The sequence below is a fragment of the Pseudomonas cerasi genome (genome assembly GCF_027983475.1).
Classification (GTDB): Bacteria; Pseudomonadota; Gammaproteobacteria; order Pseudomonadales; family Pseudomonadaceae; genus Aquipseudomonas; species Aquipseudomonas cerasi.
The window spans coordinates 21,332-39,343 of sequence record NZ_JAQJVM010000005.1 but is presented as its reverse complement, the minus strand read 5'-3'; the positions used below and the strand labels follow the sequence as shown (position 1 = coordinate 39,343).

General features: G+C 61.6%; 13 protein-coding genes. 3 read left to right on the top strand and 10 right to left on the bottom strand.

The annotated features are described in order from the left end of the window. Window positions 1–9 precede the first annotated feature (9 nt). Window positions 10–810: a TatD family hydrolase gene (locus tag PI739_RS24020; protein ID WP_164989649.1), complete on the bottom strand. Its 801-nt coding sequence runs from the start codon at window positions 808–810 to the stop codon at window positions 10–12. Next, entirely contained in the window at window positions 807–1,802 is a 996-nt protein-coding gene (cra, locus tag PI739_RS24015; protein WP_003371318.1) for a catabolite repressor/activator, read from the bottom strand. Before cra ends, PI739_RS24020 begins: the two co-directional genes overlap by 4 nt. 355 nt (window positions 1,803–2,157) lie before the next feature. Here cra and ptsP point away from each other — a divergent pair, with 355 nt between their 5' ends. From ptsP to PI739_RS24000, 3 genes are read left to right on the top strand one after another with little or no spacing between them, the layout of a single operon-like run. Then, on the top strand, window positions 2,158–5,028 hold the full coding sequence (gene ptsP, locus PI739_RS24010; protein ID WP_003430698.1) for a phosphoenolpyruvate--protein phosphotransferase: 2,871 nt from the start codon (window positions 2,158–2,160) through the stop codon (window positions 5,026–5,028). After that, entirely contained in the window at window positions 5,028–5,969 is a 942-nt protein-coding gene (gene pfkB, locus PI739_RS24005) for a 1-phosphofructokinase (protein WP_003430696.1), read from the top strand. Before ptsP ends, pfkB begins: the two co-directional genes overlap by 1 nt. 12 nt (window positions 5,970–5,981) lie before the next feature. Continuing rightward, a complete protein-coding gene (locus tag PI739_RS24000) occupies window positions 5,982–7,724 on the top strand; it encodes a PTS fructose-like transporter subunit IIB (RefSeq protein WP_003430694.1) in 1,743 nt (580 codons plus the stop codon). 39 nt (window positions 7,725–7,763) lie between these two features. Here the strand turns inward: PI739_RS24000 and PI739_RS23995 are convergent, their stop codons facing one another. The 8 genes from PI739_RS23995 to PI739_RS23960 all read right to left on the bottom strand — a co-directional run bounded on the left by PI739_RS23995 (window position 7,764) and on the right by PI739_RS23960 (window position 18,006). Further along, window positions 7,764–8,942 carry an acetyl-CoA C-acetyltransferase gene (locus PI739_RS23995; RefSeq protein WP_044310162.1) on the bottom strand — a complete coding sequence of 393 codons (1,179 nt, stop codon included), beginning with the start codon at window positions 8,940–8,942 and terminating at the stop codon, window positions 7,764–7,766. Between the two features lie 107 nt (window positions 8,943–9,049). Continuing rightward, entirely contained in the window at window positions 9,050–9,916 is an 867-nt protein-coding gene (locus PI739_RS23990) for an oxygenase MpaB family protein (protein WP_054082232.1), read from the bottom strand. A gap of 260 nt (window positions 9,917–10,176) precedes the next feature. Continuing rightward, entirely contained in the window at window positions 10,177–11,841 is a 1,665-nt protein-coding gene (gene pgi, locus PI739_RS23985) for a glucose-6-phosphate isomerase (protein ID WP_044310148.1), read from the bottom strand. Between the two features lie 253 nt (window positions 11,842–12,094). Then, window positions 12,095–12,946, bottom strand: coding sequence for a pantoate--beta-alanine ligase (panC, locus tag PI739_RS23980; RefSeq protein WP_054082233.1), 852 nt, complete (start codon window positions 12,944–12,946; stop codon window positions 12,095–12,097). Next, window positions 12,943–13,743 (bottom strand): 3-methyl-2-oxobutanoate hydroxymethyltransferase, encoded by an 801-nt coding sequence (gene panB / locus PI739_RS23975; protein ID WP_003371340.1) that lies wholly within the window; start codon window positions 13,741–13,743, stop codon window positions 12,943–12,945. Before panB ends, panC begins: the two co-directional genes overlap by 4 nt. Window positions 13,744–13,971: 228 nt before the next feature. After that, complete coding sequence (gene folK, locus PI739_RS23970) at window positions 13,972–14,478, bottom strand: 2-amino-4-hydroxy-6-hydroxymethyldihydropteridine diphosphokinase (protein ID WP_003371342.1); 507 nt, start codon at window positions 14,476–14,478, stop codon at window positions 13,972–13,974. Beyond that, a complete protein-coding gene (locus PI739_RS23965; RefSeq protein ID WP_003345072.1) occupies window positions 14,471–15,874 on the bottom strand; it encodes a polynucleotide adenylyltransferase PcnB in 1,404 nt (467 codons plus the stop codon). The genes folK and PI739_RS23965 overlap by 8 nt, the downstream gene beginning before the upstream one ends. 698 nt (window positions 15,875–16,572) lie before the next feature. Beyond that, window positions 16,573–18,006 (bottom strand): sigma-54-dependent transcriptional regulator, encoded by a 1,434-nt coding sequence (locus PI739_RS23960; protein WP_003430684.1) that lies wholly within the window; start codon window positions 18,004–18,006, stop codon window positions 16,573–16,575. Between the last annotated feature and the right edge of the window lie 6 nt (window positions 18,007–18,012).

The following is an 18,012-nucleotide window of genomic DNA, read 5'->3' as shown; positions in this document are numbered from 1 at the left end:
CAGGTGACATCAGGTGTGTGACAGGCGAGGCCAGTCGAACAGTTCGCAGGCGTTGTCCGTACTCGCCTGGGCCAGTCGCTGGGGGCTGATCTTCATCAGCTCCGCGATGGCCTCGCAAATGTCGGGCAAGTGCTGCGGGCTGTTGCGCTGGTAGGGATGCATGGCGGGCGCCATGTCCGGTGAGTCGGTTTCCAGCACCACGCTGTCCAGCGGCAGTTCGGCGATGACCCTATGCATACGCAGTGCCTGCGGCCAGGTCGCCGCTCCGCCCAGACCCAGTTTGAACCCCAGTTTGATGTATTCGCGTGCCTCTTCGCGGCTGCCGGCAAAGGCGTGAATGATGCCGCTGCGTTTTGGTTTGTGGCGCTTGAGCGTCGAGATCACGTCGGCATGGCTGCGGCGCACGTGCAGCAAGGCGGGCAGGTTGAAGTCCGCTGCCAGCTGCAATTGCGCGTCAAAGAGCGCCTGCTGACGCGCCTTGTCCGGGCGCTCTACGTAATAATCCAGACCGATCTCACCCACCGCACATAACTGCGGATGGCCTTTCAGGCGCGTCAGCCAGTCGCCCAGCTCGGTCAGGTGTTCGGTACGGTGCTCATCGATGTACACCGGATGCATGCCGAACGCTGCGTGCAGGGCGGGGTTGGCTTCGGTCAGTTCCCAGAGCCGCTGCCAGTTACGCTGATACACCCCGAGCACCACCATGCGCTCAACGCCAAGCGTCAGACAGTTGTCCAGAACCTGAGCGCGGTCGGCATCGAAATCCGGAAAATCCAGGTGGGTATGGGTATCGATCAGCGTCACAGTCACGCCTCGTGAATGCGTTGCTTGAAAGCCCTGGCAATCGCGTGCACGCCGGGCTGGTAATCGTCCTTCTCGATAGCGGCCAGCGCCAGTTGCAGGGCCTTGTCGGCGATCAGCTGGTGTTGCTGGGCCATGGCGTTGACGGGCAGCGGCAGAAAATCGAGCAACTGCGTATCGCCGAAGGTGCCCAGATGCAGTGGGGGCGATTGCAGCACCTGACTTTGCAGCACATCGAACACTCCTTGCAGCAGCACATAAGACGTTGTGATCAACGCGTCCGGAAAATGTCCCTGGCGCTGTAGCAGTTCGGTCATCAAACGCTGACCACACTGGCGGCTGAACGCTTCGCCGTGCTCGATGATGGTGGCGCCGGTAAACCCGTCGAGTGCATGTTCGAAGCCGGCTGCACGCGCGCGACTGATGCTCAGTTCAGGGCGTGCGCCGATCAGGGCGATATGTCGCGGTCGGGTTTGCAGGAGGCTGTGGGTCAGTTGCTGGCAGGCGTCATGGTCATCGCTGACCACCGAGCAGAAAAACTCGGGATTCATTTCCCGGTCGATGGCGATGATCGGCGTGCCCTTGAGCTGCAATTCCCGGTAGCTGTCGTCACCGGTCGGCAGGCAGCTGGCCACCAGCAGCGCGTCGCAACGGCGGGCGCGGAACAGCTGCAACAGTTGCAGTTCGCTGGCGGGGTCGTCATCGGAGCTGGCGATCAGCAATTGATAACCGAGGCTGCGCGCGCCTTGCTCGAGCAATTTGGCAATGCGTGCATAGCTGGGGTTTTCCAGGTCGGGCAGGATGAAGCCCAGTGTCTTGCTATGACGGCTGCGCAGGCCCGCCGCTTGCGGGTTGGGTCGGAAGTCGTGCTGCTCGACCACGGCTTTGACACGCTCGACCGTTGCCGGACTGATGCGCTGTTTTTCGGCCTTGCCATTGATCACGTAACTGGCCGTAGTGACAGAAACACCTGCCAGACGTGCGATATCGCTCAGTTTCACCCCGGAATTTCCTTTTATTAGGTACGCGGCTCAGGACAATCGAGTTATTTTTTTCATGGCGCTGATCTTTACACCAGACCGTAGGAAATTCCCAAGTACTTCACGTATTTTGGGAATTGTCCCACAGTGATCGCGCCGTCCGGGCTTCAATGAATCCGCAGAATCGAGTAACGTGCCGGGCAATTCTAGATTAAACGATTCAGCACGCCTGTTGTCTGCTGCAATCGAGATGAAAGTGATGTCCGATACGATGCTCGGAAAGATATCACCCTCATCCCCCCTAAGCTGTCGATCACGTGATCGTCATTAAAACAAGAATCAGGTGGCGCCTTGGCGCTGCACAGGAGTCAAGGCAATGCTCGAACTCACTCTGGAGCAAATATCCATGGCCCAGTCGGCTGTGGATAAAACTGCCGCACTTAAGCTGATTGCCGACCACCTGGTCGCTGATGGTCTGGTTGCCGAGGGCTACCTCACCGGGCTGATGAACCGTGAGCAGCAAGGCTCGACCTTTCTCGGCCAGGGCATCGCCATCCCACACGGTACACCCGAAACCCGCGACCTGGTGTTCACCACCGGTGTGCGTCTGATGCAGTTCCCCGAAGGGGTGGACTGGGGCGACGGACAAATGGTTTACCTGGCGATTGGTATCGCTGCCAAATCCGACGAGCACTTGCGTTTGCTGCAACTGCTGACGCGCGCACTGGGTGAAGAGGACCTCGGCCAGGCGCTGCGCGAAGCGAAGACCCCGGAAGACCTGCTCAAGCTATTGCAGGGCGCTCCGCAGGAACTGGCACTCGACGCCCAGATGATCAGCCTCGGCGTTTCGGCCGACGATTTCGAAGAACTGGTCTGGCGCGGCGCACGCCTGTTGCGCAAGGCCGACTGCGTGAGCAACGGTTTTGCCGCAGTGCTCCAGCAAGTGGAAGCGTTGTCGCTGGGTGATGGCCTCTGGTGGCTGCACAGCGAGCAAACCGTCAAGCGTCCCGGTCTGGCGTTCGTCACCCCCGACAAACCCATGCGCTACCTGGGTCAGCCGCTGACCGGTCTGTTCTGCCTGGCCAGCCTCGGTGAGGCGCATCAGGCGCTGCTCGAGCGTCTGTGTCTGTTGCTGATCGAAGGCCGTGGCCACGAGTTGGGTCACGCCACCAACAGTCGCGCCGTGCTGGAAGCGCTCGGCGGCGAACTGCCCGCCGAGTGGCCGACCCGGCAGATTCAGCTGGCCAACGCCCATGGCCTGCACGCTCGCCCGGCGAAGATACTGGCGCAGTTGGCCAAGGAGTTTGACGGCGAGATCCGTATGCGTGTGCTGGAAACCGGCGAAGCCGCCGTGTCGGCCAAGAGCCTGAGCAAGCTGCTCAGCCTCGGTGCGCGCCGTGGTCAGACGCTGGAATTCATTGCCGAGCCGAGCATCGCCGACGACGCACTGCCAGCCCTGATCGCCGCCGTTGAGCAAGGTCTGGGCGAGGAAGTGGAACCCTTGCCTGCTGTCTCGCAGACCGAGGCTGCGCCAGCGCCGGCCCCGGCGGCTGCCAAACCGCTCAGCGCTCCGCCAGCAGGCAGCGTGTTGCAGGCCGTTTCTGCTTCACCGGGCATTGCCATGGGGCCGGCGCATATTCAAGTGCTGCAAAGCTTCGATTATCCCCAGCGGGGTGAGTCGGTGGCTGCCGAGCGCGAGCGCTTGCACAAGGCGATTGGCGAAGTGCGCAGCGATATCGAAAATCTCATTCAGCGCAGCAAATCAAAGGCCATCCGGGAAATCTTCATCACCCACCAGGAGATGCTCGAAGACCCGGAACTGACCAACGAAGTCGAGGTGCGCCTCAATAACGACGAAAGCGCGGCGGCTGCGTGGGCCACGGTCATCGAGACCGCTGCCGTTCAGCAGGAACAGCTACAGGACGCGTTGCTGGCCGAGCGCGCCGCAGACCTGCGTGACGTCGGTCGCCGCGTACTGGCGCAGATCTGTGGCGTCGAAACCGTTGCGGCCCCGGACGAACCCTACATTCTGGTGATGGACGAAGTCGGCCCGTCCGACGTTGCCCGTCTCGACCCGGCGCAGGTCGCCGGTATTCTCACCGCACGTGGCGGTGCCACCGCGCACAGCGCCATCGTGGCGCGTGCGCTGGGCATTCCTGCACTGGTAGGGGCTGGTGATGAAGTGTTGCTGCTCAAGCCGGGCACCGTACTGCTGCTCGACAGCCAGCGCGGACGGCTGACCGTCGCGCCTGACGAGGCGACTCTGCAGCGCGCAGTTCAGGACCGTGACGCGCGTGAGCAGCGTCTCAAGGCGGCAGCCGAAGCACGCATGGAGCCCGCCGTGACGCGCGATGGTCATGCTGTCGAAGTCTTCGCCAATATCGGCGACAGCACCGGCACACCGGCCGCCGTGGAGCAGGGCGCGGAAGGCGTCGGCCTGCTGCGTACCGAACTGCTGTTCATGGCGCATTCCCAGGCGCCCGATGAAGCTACGCAGGAAGCTGAATACCGCCGCGTGCTGACCGATCTGGGCGGGCGTCCGCTGGTGGTGCGTACGCTGGACGTCGGTGGCGACAAGCCGCTGCCTTACTGGCCGATCGCCAAAGAGGAAAACCCGTTCCTCGGCGTCCGCGGTATCCGTCTTACCCTGCAGCGCCCTGACGTCATGGAAAGCCAGCTTCGCGCCCTGTTGCGTTCGGCAGACAGCGGCCCGCTGCGCATCATGTTCCCGATGATTGGCACGCTTGAAGAGTGGCGTCAGGCGCGGGACATGACCCAGCGCCTGCGCGAGGAAATTCCGGTCAGCGACCTGCAACTGGGGATCATGATCGAGGTGCCATCGGCGGCGCTGATCGCTCCGGTGCTGGCGAAGGAAGTGGACTTCTTCAGCATCGGCACCAATGACCTGACGCAATACACCATGGCCATCGACCGCGGCCACCCGACGCTGTCGGCCCAGGCTGACGGCCTGCACCCGTCGGTGCTGCAACTGATCGACATGACCGTGCGCGCTGCGCATGCCAACGGCAAATGGGTGGGCGTGTGCGGTGAGCTGGCTGCAGACCCGCTGGCCGTGCCGATTCTGGTCGGTCTGGGCGTGGATGAATTGAGTGTTTCGGCGCGCAGCATTGGCGAGGTCAAGGCCTGCGTACGTGAACTGACCCTGAGCAGCGCTCAGCAACTGGCGCAAAATGCGCTGACGGCGGGCAGCGCCGCTGAAGTCCGCGCGCTTGTGGAGGCTGTGTAATGGCGAAGATTCTTACCCTGACCATGAACCCGGCGCTGGACCTGACTGTGCAGTTGGGGCAGTTGGAGCTGGGCCAGGTCAACCGCAGCACGGCGATGCTCACTCACGCCGCGGGCAAAGGCCTGAATGTGGCGCAGGTGCTGGCTGATCTGGGCCATGACCTGACCGTTGCCGGTTTTCTCGGTGTCGATAATCAGCAAGCGTTCGAGGCGTTGTTCGAGCGCCGTCAGTTCGTCGACGAGTTTGTCCGGGTGCCGGGCGAAACGCGCAGCAACATCAAGCTGGCCGAAGGCAGTGGCCGCATCACCGACTTGAACGGCCCGGGCCCACAGGTCAGTGAAGAGGCGCAGCAAGCGCTGTTCACTCGCGTTGAACAGATCGCTCAGGGTTTCGACGTGGTGGTCGTGGCGGGCAGTCTGCCGCGCGGTGTCACGCCGGAGTGGCTGCAAAAACTGCTGCTGATGCTCAAGGACCTCGGTCTGAAAGTGGCGCTGGACAGCAGTGGTCTGGCCTTGCGTGCCGGTCTGAAGGCCGGGCCCTGGCTGATCAAACCCAATACCGAAGAGCTGGCTGATGCGCTCGACGCACCGATCATCTCCATCGCTGCACAAGCCGAGGCGGCTGCGCGTTTGCAAGCGCAGGGCATCGAGCATGTGGTGATCTCTCAAGGCTCCGAAGGCGTGCACTGGTTCAGCCCGAGCGTGGCACTGCATTCACTGCCGCCCAAGGTCACCGTGGCCAGTACGGTCGGTGCGGGTGACTCGCTGCTGGCAGGCATGGTGCACGGCTTGATCAGCGGTCAAGAGCCGCAGAAGACCTTGCGCACTGCCACAGCGATTGCCGCCATGGCGGTGACCCAGATCGGTTTCGGTATCACCGATGCCGCGCAACTCAAACGGCTTGAAGGCGGCGTCACTGTACGCAGCCTTTCAGAACAATAAGAGAGGATCGTCATGAAGTTAGCCATAGTTACGGCCTGCCCGAACGGCAAGGTCAGCAGCGTACTCAGCGCACGATTGCTCGAAGCGGCGGCCCTGCGCCAGGGCTGGGAAACCAGCGTCGAAATCATCGATCCCAATAAGGCCGATCAGCACTTGTCCGCTCAGGACATCGAAGCCGCCGATCTTGTCCTGGTGGTCAATACCGGTCCTGTGGACCTGAGCCGCTTTGTCGGCAAACGCCTGTTTCAGGATTCGCCTGCGCATGCGTTGCAGGATGTCGACAGTTTTCTGCAGCGCGCCGAGCGAGAAGCGCAGGTGCATGTGGCGTCCGAAGCAGCGGCGCCTCAGGCAAGCGGTGATACGGGCGCGCAACCGCGCATCGTTGCGATCACGGCTTGTCCGACCGGCGTCGCGCACACGTTCATGGCGGCCGAAGCGATCCAGCAGGCTGCCAAGCGTCTGAATTACGACCTGCAAGTCGAAACCCAGGGTTCGGTCGGTGCGCGCAACCCGCTCAGCGCCAAGGCCATCGCCGATGCCGACGTGGTGCTGCTGGCGGCGGATATCGAGGTCAATACCGACCGCTTTGCCGGCAAGAAGATCTACCGTTGCGGCACCGGGATCGCCCTCAAGCAGTCCGAGGCGACCCTGAAAAAAGCCTTGGCGGAAGGGCAGGTGGAATCCGATGAGGCCACCGCCAAGTCACCCGCCAGACAAGAAAAGACGGGCGTCTACAAGCACCTGCTGACCGGCGTGTCGTTCATGCTGCCGATGGTCGTGGCGGGCGGGCTGTTGATCGCTCTTTCCTTCGTGTTCGGTATCACCGCGTTCAAAGAGCCGGGCACGCTGGCTGCGGCACTGATGCAGATCGGTGGGGAAGCGGCGTTCAAACTGATGGTGCCGTTGCTGGCCGGTTACATCGCCTATTCGATTGCTGACCGTCCGGGGCTGGCACCCGGCATGATCGGTGGTCTGTTGGCGAGTACGCTGGGTGCCGGGTTCATTGGCGGTATCGTTGCAGGCTTTCTGGCCGGTTACAGTGCTGCCGCGATCAACCGCTACGCACGTCTGCCGGCCAGTGTCGAAGCGCTCAAGCCGATTCTGATCATCCCGTTGCTGTCGAGCCTGTTCACCGGTCTGGTGATGATTTACGTGGTCGGCAAGCCGGTTGCCGGGATGCTCGAAGCGTTGACGCACTTCCTCGACAGCATGGGCACCACCAACGCGATCCTGTTGGGCGTGGTGCTGGGCGCAATGATGTGCGTCGACCTCGGTGGGCCGATCAACAAGGCGTCCTATGCGTTCTCGGTCGGTTTGCTGGCGTCCCAGAGCTACGCGCCGATGGCCACAGCGATGGCTGCCGGTATGGTGCCGCCCATCGGCATGGGCATCGCCACGATCCTGGCTCGCCGCAAGTTCGCCCAGAGCGAGCGTGAAGCAGGCAAGGCGGCGTTCGTGCTGGGGCTGTGCTTCATCTCGGAAGGTGCCATTCCCTTCGCTGCCAAGGACCCGTTGCGGGTGATTCCGGCCAGTGTCGTGGGTGGCGCGCTGACGGGTGCGTTGTCGATGTACTTCGGTTGCAAGCTGATGGCACCGCATGGTGGCCTGTTCGTGATGCTGATCCCCAACGCGATCAACCATGCGCTGCTTTATCTGGTGGCGATCATCGCCGGCAGTGTGCTGACCGGCGTGATCTACGCGCTGATCAAGCGTCCGGAGCCTGCTGACATGGAAGTGGCGCCCGCAGCCGCCTGATGATGCAAGGCGCGGGCTGTCCCGCGCCTTCTGCCTGCCCTAGCGCTCCAGCGCCAGGGCAACCCCCTGACCACCACCGATGCACAGCGTGGCCAGGCCCTTCTTCACATCGCGCCTGATCATCTCGTGCAGCAGTGTCACCAGCACGCGGCAGCCCGACGCGCCAATGGGGTGGCCAAGGGCGATAGCGCCACCATTCACGTTGAGCTTCTGCGGATCCAGCCCCAGCTCCTTGCCCACCGACAGGGACTGTGCGGCAAAGGCTTCGTTGGCTTCGATCAGGTCCAGTTCGGCCAGCGACCAGCCAGCCTTGTCCAGGCAGCGACGCGTGGCACTGACCGGCCCGATGCCCATGATGGCCGGGTCGACACCGGCGTTGGCATACGCGGCAATGCGCGCCAGCACCGGCAAGCCCAGTTGCTCGGCCTTGGCGGCACTCATCAGCATCACGGCGGCAGCCCCGTCGTTCAGCGACGAGGCATTGCCGGCGGTGACCGTGCCGTCCTTTTTGAAGGCGGGCTTGAGCTTGGCCAGGGTCTCGGCGGTGGTGCCGGCGCGGGGCTGCTCGTCTGTTGCAAAGGACAGCGGATCACCCTTGCGCTGGGGGATCAGGATCGGCGTGATCTCATCGGCGAAGCGTCCGGCTTCAATCGCAGCCATCGCCTTTTGCTGAGACAAGGCGGCGAACTCGTCCTGGGCTTCACGACTGATGTCGTACTGCTGCGCAAGGTTCTCGGCGGTGATGCCCATGTGGTAATCATTGAATGCATCCCACAGGCCGTCAGTGATCATTGTATCGACCATGCTGGCGTGGCCCATGCGCAGACCGGTGCGCGCGCCCGGCAGCACGTAGTTGGACAGGCTCATGTTTTCCTGGCCGCCGGCGATGATGATCTCGGCGTCGCCGCAGCGGATCGCCTGGGTCGCCAGGTGCAGGGCCTTGAGGCCGGAGCCGCAGACCTTGTTCAGGGTCATGGCCGGTACCGAGAAGGGCAGGCCGGCCTTGATGGCTGCCTGCCGCGCCGGGTTCTGACCAGCGCCTGCGGTCAGCACCTGACCCATGATGACTTCATCGACCTGCGCGCCGTCCACGCCGGTGCGGGCAAGCAGTTGACGAATGACCGCTGCGCCGAGGTCGACTGCGGCGACAGAGGCCAGTGAGCCCTGAAAGCTGCCCACGGCGGTACGGGTGGCGGCGACGATAACGACGTCGAGCATGGTGCTGATCCTCATTGTTATTGAGCGCTCATGGTGGCACAGATAGGCAGGCAGGTTCCAACCGTGAACCGCTCGGTCACGGTTTGCCGCAAACCGTCACGTATGGTTCAAACGTCCATGCGGCGCCTGGCACGTTGCGCCGATCCGTCGCGTACGGCCCAGCGCAGAATGGGCGCAGTACTGTTGACGCCCAGGCGGATCATCCGGCGTTTGAAGGGGCTTTGCGTGATGTCGAGCATGTCACTGGCCCAGTCCGGCAGCAGATCGATACCGGCGCGCATCATCAACACGCCAAACGGCTTGGCCAGCCAGTTGGGGGCAGGCGCGTCAAGCAGCAGGCGCAGCACTTCACGGCTGCGCGCGTCACAGATCAGTTGACCACGAATGTCTGCCAGATAGTCAGCGATGGCCTGATGCGAGCGTGGAACGTTGCGTGCACCGAGTCGCTCGGCAACCAGCGCTGTTTCAGCGTAATACGCGTCCTGATCGGCGAGCGACATATCCGGGTTGAGGTAGCGCAGATGGGCTGCGAGAAAGCTGCTGACTTCAGCCACATGCACCCAGGTCAGCAAATCCGGATCGCTGGCGGCATACGGCTGACCATCGGGCGCGGTGCCGACGATGTTGAGGTGAATGTTGCGGACCTTGTCGATCAGCCAGTTGGCATCTCGCGTTGAGCCATAGGTGGTGCCGGACAGAAACTGCCCGGTACGGCGCAGGCGGCCGAGCATGTCCTGACGAAAGTTGGAGTGGTCCCAGATGCCCGCCAGTGCCAGCGGGTGCAAAGCCTGCAGCATCAATGCGCTGATGCCGCCGACCAGCATGCTGGTGAAATCGCCATGCACCTTCCAGCACACCGCCTGAGGGCCAAACAGACCCGGATCGCCCTTGGGGCTTTCCAGATCAAGTTGACCCAGCGCCAGGCCGGTAAGGCTGATGACCTGCGTTTCGATGCGGGTGCGGATGAATTCCATGTCGTGCTCAGGGCATCGGGGAGGGCGTGGATAAAACTGACTGAAGCTCTCATGCCAAGCGCGCAGCGCATCACTGTGATGCACAAGTCCAACTGACTATCGTGTCGACGTTACACACAAATCCAAATGACTATCGTGCCGACGCTCCGCGTCGGCATGCAGTTCTGGACGCTTTGCGTCCTTTTTGTGACGCAGAGCGTCACGAGCGGCATTCCCACGCGGAGCGTGGGAACGATGGTCATAACCATGAGAGGGACAAATCAGCCGCGGTGACGGCCGCGGAAGTAGTTGATCAGACCTTGGGTCGATGCATCGTCAGCCGGCTCTTCGGTGCCGCCGGTCAGGCGCTGGTAGACCGCCTTGCCCATTTCCTTGCCAAGCTCCACACCCCATTGGTCAAAGGCGTTGGTGCCCCAGATCACGCTCTGCACGAACACCTTGTGTTCATACATGGCCACCAGCGCGCCAAGACGACGCGGGCTGATGCGCTCGACCACCAGCGTGTTGCTTGGACGGTTGCCGGGGATGACCTTGTGCGGTGCCAGCTTCTGCACCTCTTGCTCGCCCATACCCTTCTCGCGCAGTTCTGCTTCTGCTTCTGCGCGGGTCTTGCCCATCATCAGTGCCTGGCTTTGCGACAGGCAGTTGGCGTACAGCCACTGGTGATGGTCGGCAACCGGGTTGAAGCTGACGATCGGCACAATGAAGTCGGCCGGAATCATCTGCGTGCCCTGGTGCAGCAACTGGTGGTAAGCGTGCTGACCATTGGCGCCCACGCCACCCCAGATCACCGGCCCGGTGTCGGTCGACGTCGGCGTACCGTCCTGACGGACGCTCTTGCCGTTGGATTCCATGTCCAGTTGTTGCAAGTGCTTGGTGATGTTACGCAGATAGTGATCGTACGGCAGAATCGCGTGGCTTTGTGCGCCCCAGAAATTGCCGTACCACACGCCCAGCAAGCCCAGCAACACCGGCATGTTCTGCTCGAACGGTGCGCTCTGGAAATGCTGGTCCATGGTGTAGGCACCGGACAGCAGTTCCTTGAAGTTGGACATGCCGATGGCCAGCGCGATAGGCAGACCGATGGCTGACCACAGCGAATAGCGACCGCCGACCCAGTCCCACATCGGGAAGATGTTTTCTTCACGGATGCCGAAGGCCACGGCCGCCGCGTTGTTGCTGGACACCGCGATGAAGTGGCGATGCAGTTCGACTTCCGAGCCGCCCTGCGCCAGGTACCAGGCACGTGCAGCCTGAGCGTTTTTCAGGGTTTCCAGCGTGTTGAAGGATTTCGACGAGACGATGAACAGCGTGGTCTCGGCACGAATCTTCATCGACAACTCGTGAAACTCGCTGCCGTCGATGTTGGCCAGGTAATGGCAGCGGACACCCTTGTGCGCGTAGGCCACCAGCGCTTCGGAGACCAGCTCCGGGCCGAGGAACGAGCCGCCGATGCCGATGTTCACCACGTCGGTGATCGGTTTTTCGGTGTAACCGCGCCACAGGCCGTCATGGATGCGGCCGACCAGTTCGGTCATCTGATTAAGTACGCGGTGTACGTCCGGCATCACATCGACGCCGTTGACTTTCAACTTGTCGCCGACCGGACGGCGCAGAGCGGTGTGCAGAGCAGGGCGGCCTTCGGATGAGTTGACCAGCTCGCCATCATACTGAGCCTTGATCGCCTCCTTGAGGCCCACTTCGCCAGCCAGGCTGACCAACAGATCGCGGGTCTCTGTGGTGATCAGGTTTTTGGAATAATCGAGAAACAGGCCAGCGCTGCTGAGGGTGAATTGGCTGAAGCGCTGCGGATCAGTATTAAACGCTTCGCGCATGCTGAAATTCTGCATGGCCTGGCGGTGTTTGCTCAACGCTTGCCAAGCGGGCAGAGCGGTCACATCGGAAGGAGTGCGGTAGTACGCCATCGCTGCGGGTTTCCTTTAACTGGTTCTGTCTTTGGATATTGTTGGAGCGAGGTCGCAAGCTTTCTCACGGGCTACACATCGCAGACTACCCTTCGCGTACCTGTTTGTCTGCGCCTCGCCTTACATGACCCCGGTACTTTTTCGCACACAGGCAACCGGGGTTTTGTCTCGAATACTGTCGGCTGTGGTTCAGGCAACCTGTACCGGTATGGCATTACCGGTGTGTCTTAGTTCATTGCCTGCGCACATCCTGTCAGCTTCTGGTCAGGTGCAGGTTATCGATCAAGCGGGTTTTGCCCAGGAATGCCGCTGCGAGGATGACCAGGTCGCGATTCTCGGCAGTCGTCGGACGCAGGCTGGTGGCATCGCGTATCTCCAGATAGTCGATGCGAAAACCGGCGGCCTCCAGTTGCTGCTTCTTGCTCGCCAGCAGCGCATCGAAATCCTGCTCGCCTGCCCTGATCGCGTCGGCGGTCTGGCGAATCGCCTGATACAGCGCGGGTGCCGCGGCGCGCTGATCGTCGCTCAGATAACCGTTGCGCGAGGACAGCGCCAGGCCATCGTCGGCACGTACCGTCGGCTCGCCGATGATCTGGATCGGCATGTTCAGATCACGGACCATGGCCCGAATCACGGCCAGTTGCTGGAAGTCTTTTTCACCAAAGATCGCCAGGTCAGGCTGCACCATGTTGAACAGCTTGCTGACCACGGTCGCGACACCTTCGAAATGGCCGGGGCGGCTGGCGCCACACAGGCCTTGCGACAGGTGCGGCACGCTGACCAGCGTCTGGTCGGCCATGCCGTGCGGGTACATTTCCTCCACGCTTGGCGTGAACAGCAGGTTGCAGCCGGCCTGCAGGAGTTTTTCCTGATCGGCAGCCAGCGTGCGAGGGTAGGTGGCCAGGTCTTCGTTGGGACCGAACTGCAGCGGATTGACGAAAATGGTAGCGACCACGAAATCGGCACGCTGCGCCGCCTTGGTGACCAGCGCGGCGTGGCCGCTGTGCAGGTTGCCCATCGTCGGGGTCAGCGCGATGCGCTTGCCTTCGCTGCGTGCCCGCGCAACAGCGGCGCGCAGGTCCTGTACGGTTTTTACTGTGTTCATGCCGAGAATCCGTGTTCAGTGGCCGGAAAGCTGACGTCTTTGACTGCGGCCACGTAGGCCCGGATAGCCGACTGGATGTCGGGCTGGCCGGTCATGAAATTTTTCACGAACTTGGGCACGCGCCCGGTGATGGACAGGCCGAGCATGTCGTGCAGCACCAGGACCTGACCGTCGGTAGCGCTGCCTGCGCCAATGCCGATGACCGGGACCTTCACTGCCTGGGTGATTTCCTCAGCCAGTTCGCTGGGTACGCACTCCAGCAGGATCATCGCTGCGCCCGCCTGTTCCAGCGCGATTGCATCGGCGCGCATCTGCCTGGCCTGCGCCTCCAGCCGACCCTGAACCTTGTAGCCGCCCAGCACGTTGACGGCCTGCGGGGTCAGGCCCATGTGCGCGCACACCGGAATGCCGCGCTCGGCCAGCAAACGGATCGACTCGGCCAGCCATGCAGCGCCTTCGACCTTGATCATGTGTGCGCCCGCCTGCATCAGCGTTGCGCTGTTGATCAGGGTCTGTTCCAGCGTTGCGTTGGCCATGAACGGCAGGTCGGCGAGAATCATCGCGCCCTGGTTGCCGCGTTTCACACAGGCAACGTGGTACGCCGTTTCAGCCGTGGTAACAGGCAGGGTGCTGTCGTGACCCTGCAGGACCATGCCCAGCGAGTCGCCTATCAGCAGCACTTCGACACCCGATTGGGAGGCCGTGTGGGCGAAAGTTGCGTCGTAGCAGGTCAGCATGGTGATTTTCTCACCCTTCTGCTTCATGGCCAGCAGCGACGTAACGGTTATGTTCGGCATGTAAAGTCCTCCATCAGGCGCTGTGAAGACGGGTGCTCAGCGCGTGAGAGTCATCCTGGAAAAGCAGGCACACCGTCGTATCGCGGTGTTTTGCAAAGGCCTGTTTCGCGCCCGTTCGCCTGTGGTGTGGCGGCGGGAGGCCTATCTTCGTGAGGAGGGGGCGTGAAGTCAATTGAAGGTGTTACCTGTGCGTCCGACCGGTTACACCGGTGCGGTGACAGACAGGCTTCATGCCTCGGCAGGCAGACGCTCAAGACCTGTGAACGGGCATTCATCAAGCAGGCGATTCAGTGGGCGCCCGTCGGCCAGTGTCAGCTCTGGAGCCAGCTCTGCCAGTGGGTACAGCACGAATGCCCTGGCCTGCATGTGGTAATGCGGCACTTTGAGGCGTGGTTCGTCAATCAGACGGTCGCCGAACAGCAGAATATCGAGGTCCAGCGTGCGCGGCCCCCAGCGTTCATGGCGTTCGCGGCCCTGATCCAGCTCAATGGCTTGCAGCGCATCAAGCAGCGTCAGGGGGGGCAGAGCGGTGTCGATTGCCGCGACGGCATTGGTGAAGCGCGGTTGGCCTGGCAGTAGCGAGTCGCTGATATAGAAGGACGACACGCCGCTCAAGTGACAACCGGGCAACTGCGAAATGGCTTTGAGGGCGCTGCGCAATTGTTCGGCCGGGTCAGCCAGGTTGCTGCCCAGACCGATATACACGCGTTCAGTGGCCAACAGCGGTTCACTCACCGCTTTGCGCCTCGCCCGTGGTGCGCTTGCGTTTGGCGCCGCTGTTACGACGACGCTTGCGCGGGGCTGTGCCCGCCGCTTCAGGCTTGTTGCTCAGGTCGCGAATCATGTCGCGGCGTTCGCTGTCGTTGCAGTCCTGATAATCGGTCCACCACTGGCCCAGACCATCGGTCTGCTCGCCGGCTGTTTCACGCAACAGCAGGAAGTCGTAGCCCGCGCGGAACCGCGAGTTGTCGAGCAGCAGGTCGGCGCGTTTGCCCGAACGGCGCGGCAGGCGCTCCTGCATGTCCCAGATCTCGCGGATCGGCAGGGTGAAGCGCTTGGGAATCGCGATGCGCTGGCATTGCTCGATGATCAGTTCGTGAGCGGCTTCCTGCATCGCTGCAATCGGCGGCATGCCACGTTCCTGAGCGCGCAGCACCTTGGCTGGCAGCGCAGGCCAGAGCAGGGCAGCAAACAGAAACGCCGGCGTGACCGGTTTGTTCTGCTTGATGCGCAGGTCGGTATTGATCAGCGCATTGCTGATCAGCGTATGGGTGTAGGTCGGGTTGTATTCCAGGGCCTTGGAGCTGGCCGGGAACAACGGTTCGAACAGTTCCAGGTCCACCAGCATTTCAAAGGTGGGGGCAGCGTGCCCGGAGAGGAACAGTTTGAGCACTTCTTCGAACAGGCGGGCCGACGGAATGTCACGCAGCATCGGCGCCAGTGCGCGGATCGGTTGAGCGCTGTGCTTCTCGATGCCGAAGTCCAGCTTGGCCGCGAAGCGCACGGCACGCAGCATGCGCACCGGGTCTTCTTTATAACGCTGCTCCGGATCGCCGATCAGGCGGATCAGGCGATTGCGGATGTCATGCACGCCGTTGGCGTAATCCAGAACGCGCTCGCTGACCGGATCGTAGTAAAGCGCGTTGATCGTGAAGTCGCGACGCTGGGCGTCTTCTTCAAGCGTGCCGTATACGTTGTCACGCAGGATGCGTCCGCTTTCATTGCGCGAGGACTGGTTGCTGTCCTCTTCTTCGTCATCCTGAGGATGATTGGCGCGGAATGTCGCCACTTCGATGATTTCGCGACCGAAGTGGATGTGCACCAGCTTGAACCGACGACCGATGATCCGCGCGTTGCGGAATTCGGCACGCACCTGTTCGGGCGTGGCGCTGGTGGCGACGTCGAAATCCTTGGGCGTGATGTTGAGCATCATGTCGCGTACGCAGCCACCGACCAGATAGGCCTGGTAGCCGGCATTCTGCAGGCGCTCGACGATATTCACGGCATAGCGGCTGAACTGACTGCGTTGCAGCGAATGTTGGCTGCTGTTGAGCACTTCAGGCGTGGTGCGCGTGTGTTGCTGCGGTTTGCGCAGTGGGGAACGAAATGACTGGAACAACTTCTTCAGCATGGGATGCACTGTTTGAAGGAATATTCGGCCAAAAACGTGGAATGACCGCATGATGGGCGGGGATTCTAGCATTTAGTCGAGTGATGGTGTAGGAAGCTGTCGCGGAAGGGTAAGCGATGGCGCGGATCAAGGCGGGGAAGCTACTGGGGGAGCCGAAGCTCCCCCAAAGTGTGTGCTCTTTATTATTGTTTTCTGCCTGGGCTTCTTGTTTTTGTTGAGTGCCCATTCACGAGACTTGCGTCTGTGAAACCTCCCAATCGGGAGTCAAGAGCAAACGGATTGCTTTGGTCGCTGCGTTGCAATGATCATTCGATCCAACCAGTTCAGGCGCTACCTAAGGGTAGTTTTTGTTGTTCTCGGCCTGGTTGCGGGGCAAGCCCCCAATACAACTCCTCTCCAAAAGAATCAGTTAGCTGCGCCTCCGCCGTGTTGTTCTTGTTATGCGTGAGTCGATTCGTATTGTTTTTATTATGGGTGTCGTACGGCTTGTTGTTCTTCTTGTACCAAGCATATAGCAGAAGCTGTGCCAACTTTGACCAGGCCCCGTAAACCGGGCCTTTGCGGGCGAAAGGCCGTTCGAGTGCGCACAAAAAAGCCGGGCCTGCGTTACCGTAAGACCCGGCTTTTGTTACGTGAAGCGCGTGAGGTAACAGTTTGTCCCCGCCCTGCGCACCGCGTGCCAGAGCCTTGGGCTGATTTTATGTCTCGTTGGCGACGCCCTTGCGACGCGGGATACCCAGACGCTGACGGCGCTCCCACAGACATTTGCGACTGACACCCAGTTTGCGCGCCAGCTCGGTCTCAGTCATATGGTCCTGATGCTCCAGAACGAAGTGCTGAAAATAGTCTTCGAGCGACAGGTCTTCGGCGGGCTCGTTGCCCGTCGAGCCAGAAGAGCCCGGCAACGGCGCCATGCCCATGTATTCGTCGTCATCCAGCCCGTCGAGCTCAATGTCGATACCCAGCAGGTCAGCGGTGATTTCCGGGTTCTCGCACAGAATCACCGAGCGTTCCACGGCGTTTTCCAGCTCGCGTACGTTGCCCGGCCAACTGTAATGGCGGATAGCCTGTTCCGCGTCATGTGCAAATTTGAGGTCGTCGCGCCCGACCTTGCTGCTCTGGCGAGCCAGGAACGCACGGGCGATTTCCAGGATGTCGCTGCCACGTTCCCGCAGCGCCGGGAGTTTCAGGGCGATGACGTGCAAGCGATAGAACAGGTCTTCACGAAACTCGCCATTTTTGGCCAGCGTTTTCAGGTCCCTGTGGGTCGCGGCAATCAGGCGTACGTCGACCTTTTGCGATTGCACCGAGCCGACGCGACGGATTTCGCCCTCTTGCAATACGCGCAACAGGCGAGCCTGCGCTTCCAGCGGCAGTTCGCCGATTTCATCGAGAAACAGCGTGCCACCGTCAGCGGCCTCAACCAGACCTGCACGGCCTGCGCTGGCTCCGGTGAACGCGCCTTTCTCGTGACCGAACAGTTCGGATTCGATCAGCGATTCGGGAATGGCCGCACAGTTGACGGAAATCATCGGCGCCTTGGCGCGGCGTGAGAGATTGTGCAGGGCGCGGGCGACCAGTTCCTTGCCAGTGCCTGATTCCCCTTGAATCAGAACATTGGAATCAGTCGGGGCGACTTTGCGGATCTTGCTGTAGAGATCGAGCATGGGCGGGCATGAGCCGATGATGCCGATCTCGCCATTATGGTTCTGTGCCGGGCCTTTTTCAGCGCTGCTGGTTTTGGCGGTGGCGTTGCGCTCGTCCTGAAGGTGCTTGACCGTCTGTCGATCACGCAGGATCCGCGAGACTGCCTGGAGCATTTCATCGTGATCGAAGGGTTTGGCGATGTAGTCCACCGCGCCCATCTTCATCGAGTCGACCGCCGAGCGCAGGCTCGCGTAACTGGTCATGATCAGCACCGGTTTGCCTTCGCCGAGCTTGATCAGCTCGGTGCCAGGCGCGCCAGGCAGGCGCAGGTCGCTGACGATCAGATCGAACGACGGGATGCTGAAGCGTTCCTGAGCCTCTTGAACGGAGCCGGCTTCACTGACTTCATACTGGTTGCGTTCAAGCAGGCGACGCAGGGCTGAGCGGATAATCGTTTCGTCTTCGACGATCAAAATATGCGGCATTGATTC

Bases quoted from the DNA above. Each gene is read 5' to 3' on its own strand.
- panB (WP_003371340.1), bottom strand. From the start codon at position 13,743: ATGCCGAACATAACCGTTACGTCGCTGCTGGCCATGAAGCAGAAGGGT.
- PI739_RS23965 (WP_003345072.1), bottom strand. From the start codon at position 15,874: ATGCTGAAGAAGTTGTTCCAGTCATTTCGTTCCCCACTGCGCAAACCG.
- PI739_RS23995 (WP_044310162.1), bottom strand. From the start codon at position 8,942: ATGCTCGACGTCGTTATCGTCGCCGCCACCCGTACCGCCGTGGGCAGC.
- PI739_RS24000 (WP_003430694.1), top strand. From the start codon at position 5,982: ATGAAGTTAGCCATAGTTACGGCCTGCCCGAACGGCAAGGTCAGCAGC.
- pfkB (WP_003430696.1), top strand. From the start codon at position 5,028: ATGGCGAAGATTCTTACCCTGACCATGAACCCGGCGCTGGACCTGACT.
- PI739_RS23990 (WP_054082232.1), bottom strand. From the start codon at position 9,916: ATGGAATTCATCCGCACCCGCATCGAAACGCAGGTCATCAGCCTTACC.
- panC (WP_054082233.1), bottom strand. From the start codon at position 12,946: ATGAACACAGTAAAAACCGTACAGGACCTGCGCGCCGCTGTTGCGCGG.
- ptsP (WP_003430698.1), top strand. From the start codon at position 2,158: ATGCTCGAACTCACTCTGGAGCAAATATCCATGGCCCAGTCGGCTGTG.
- pgi (WP_044310148.1), bottom strand. From the start codon at position 11,841: ATGGCGTACTACCGCACTCCTTCCGATGTGACCGCTCTGCCCGCTTGG.
- PI739_RS23960 (WP_003430684.1), bottom strand. From the start codon at position 18,006: ATGCCGCATATTTTGATCGTCGAAGACGAAACGATTATCCGCTCAGCC.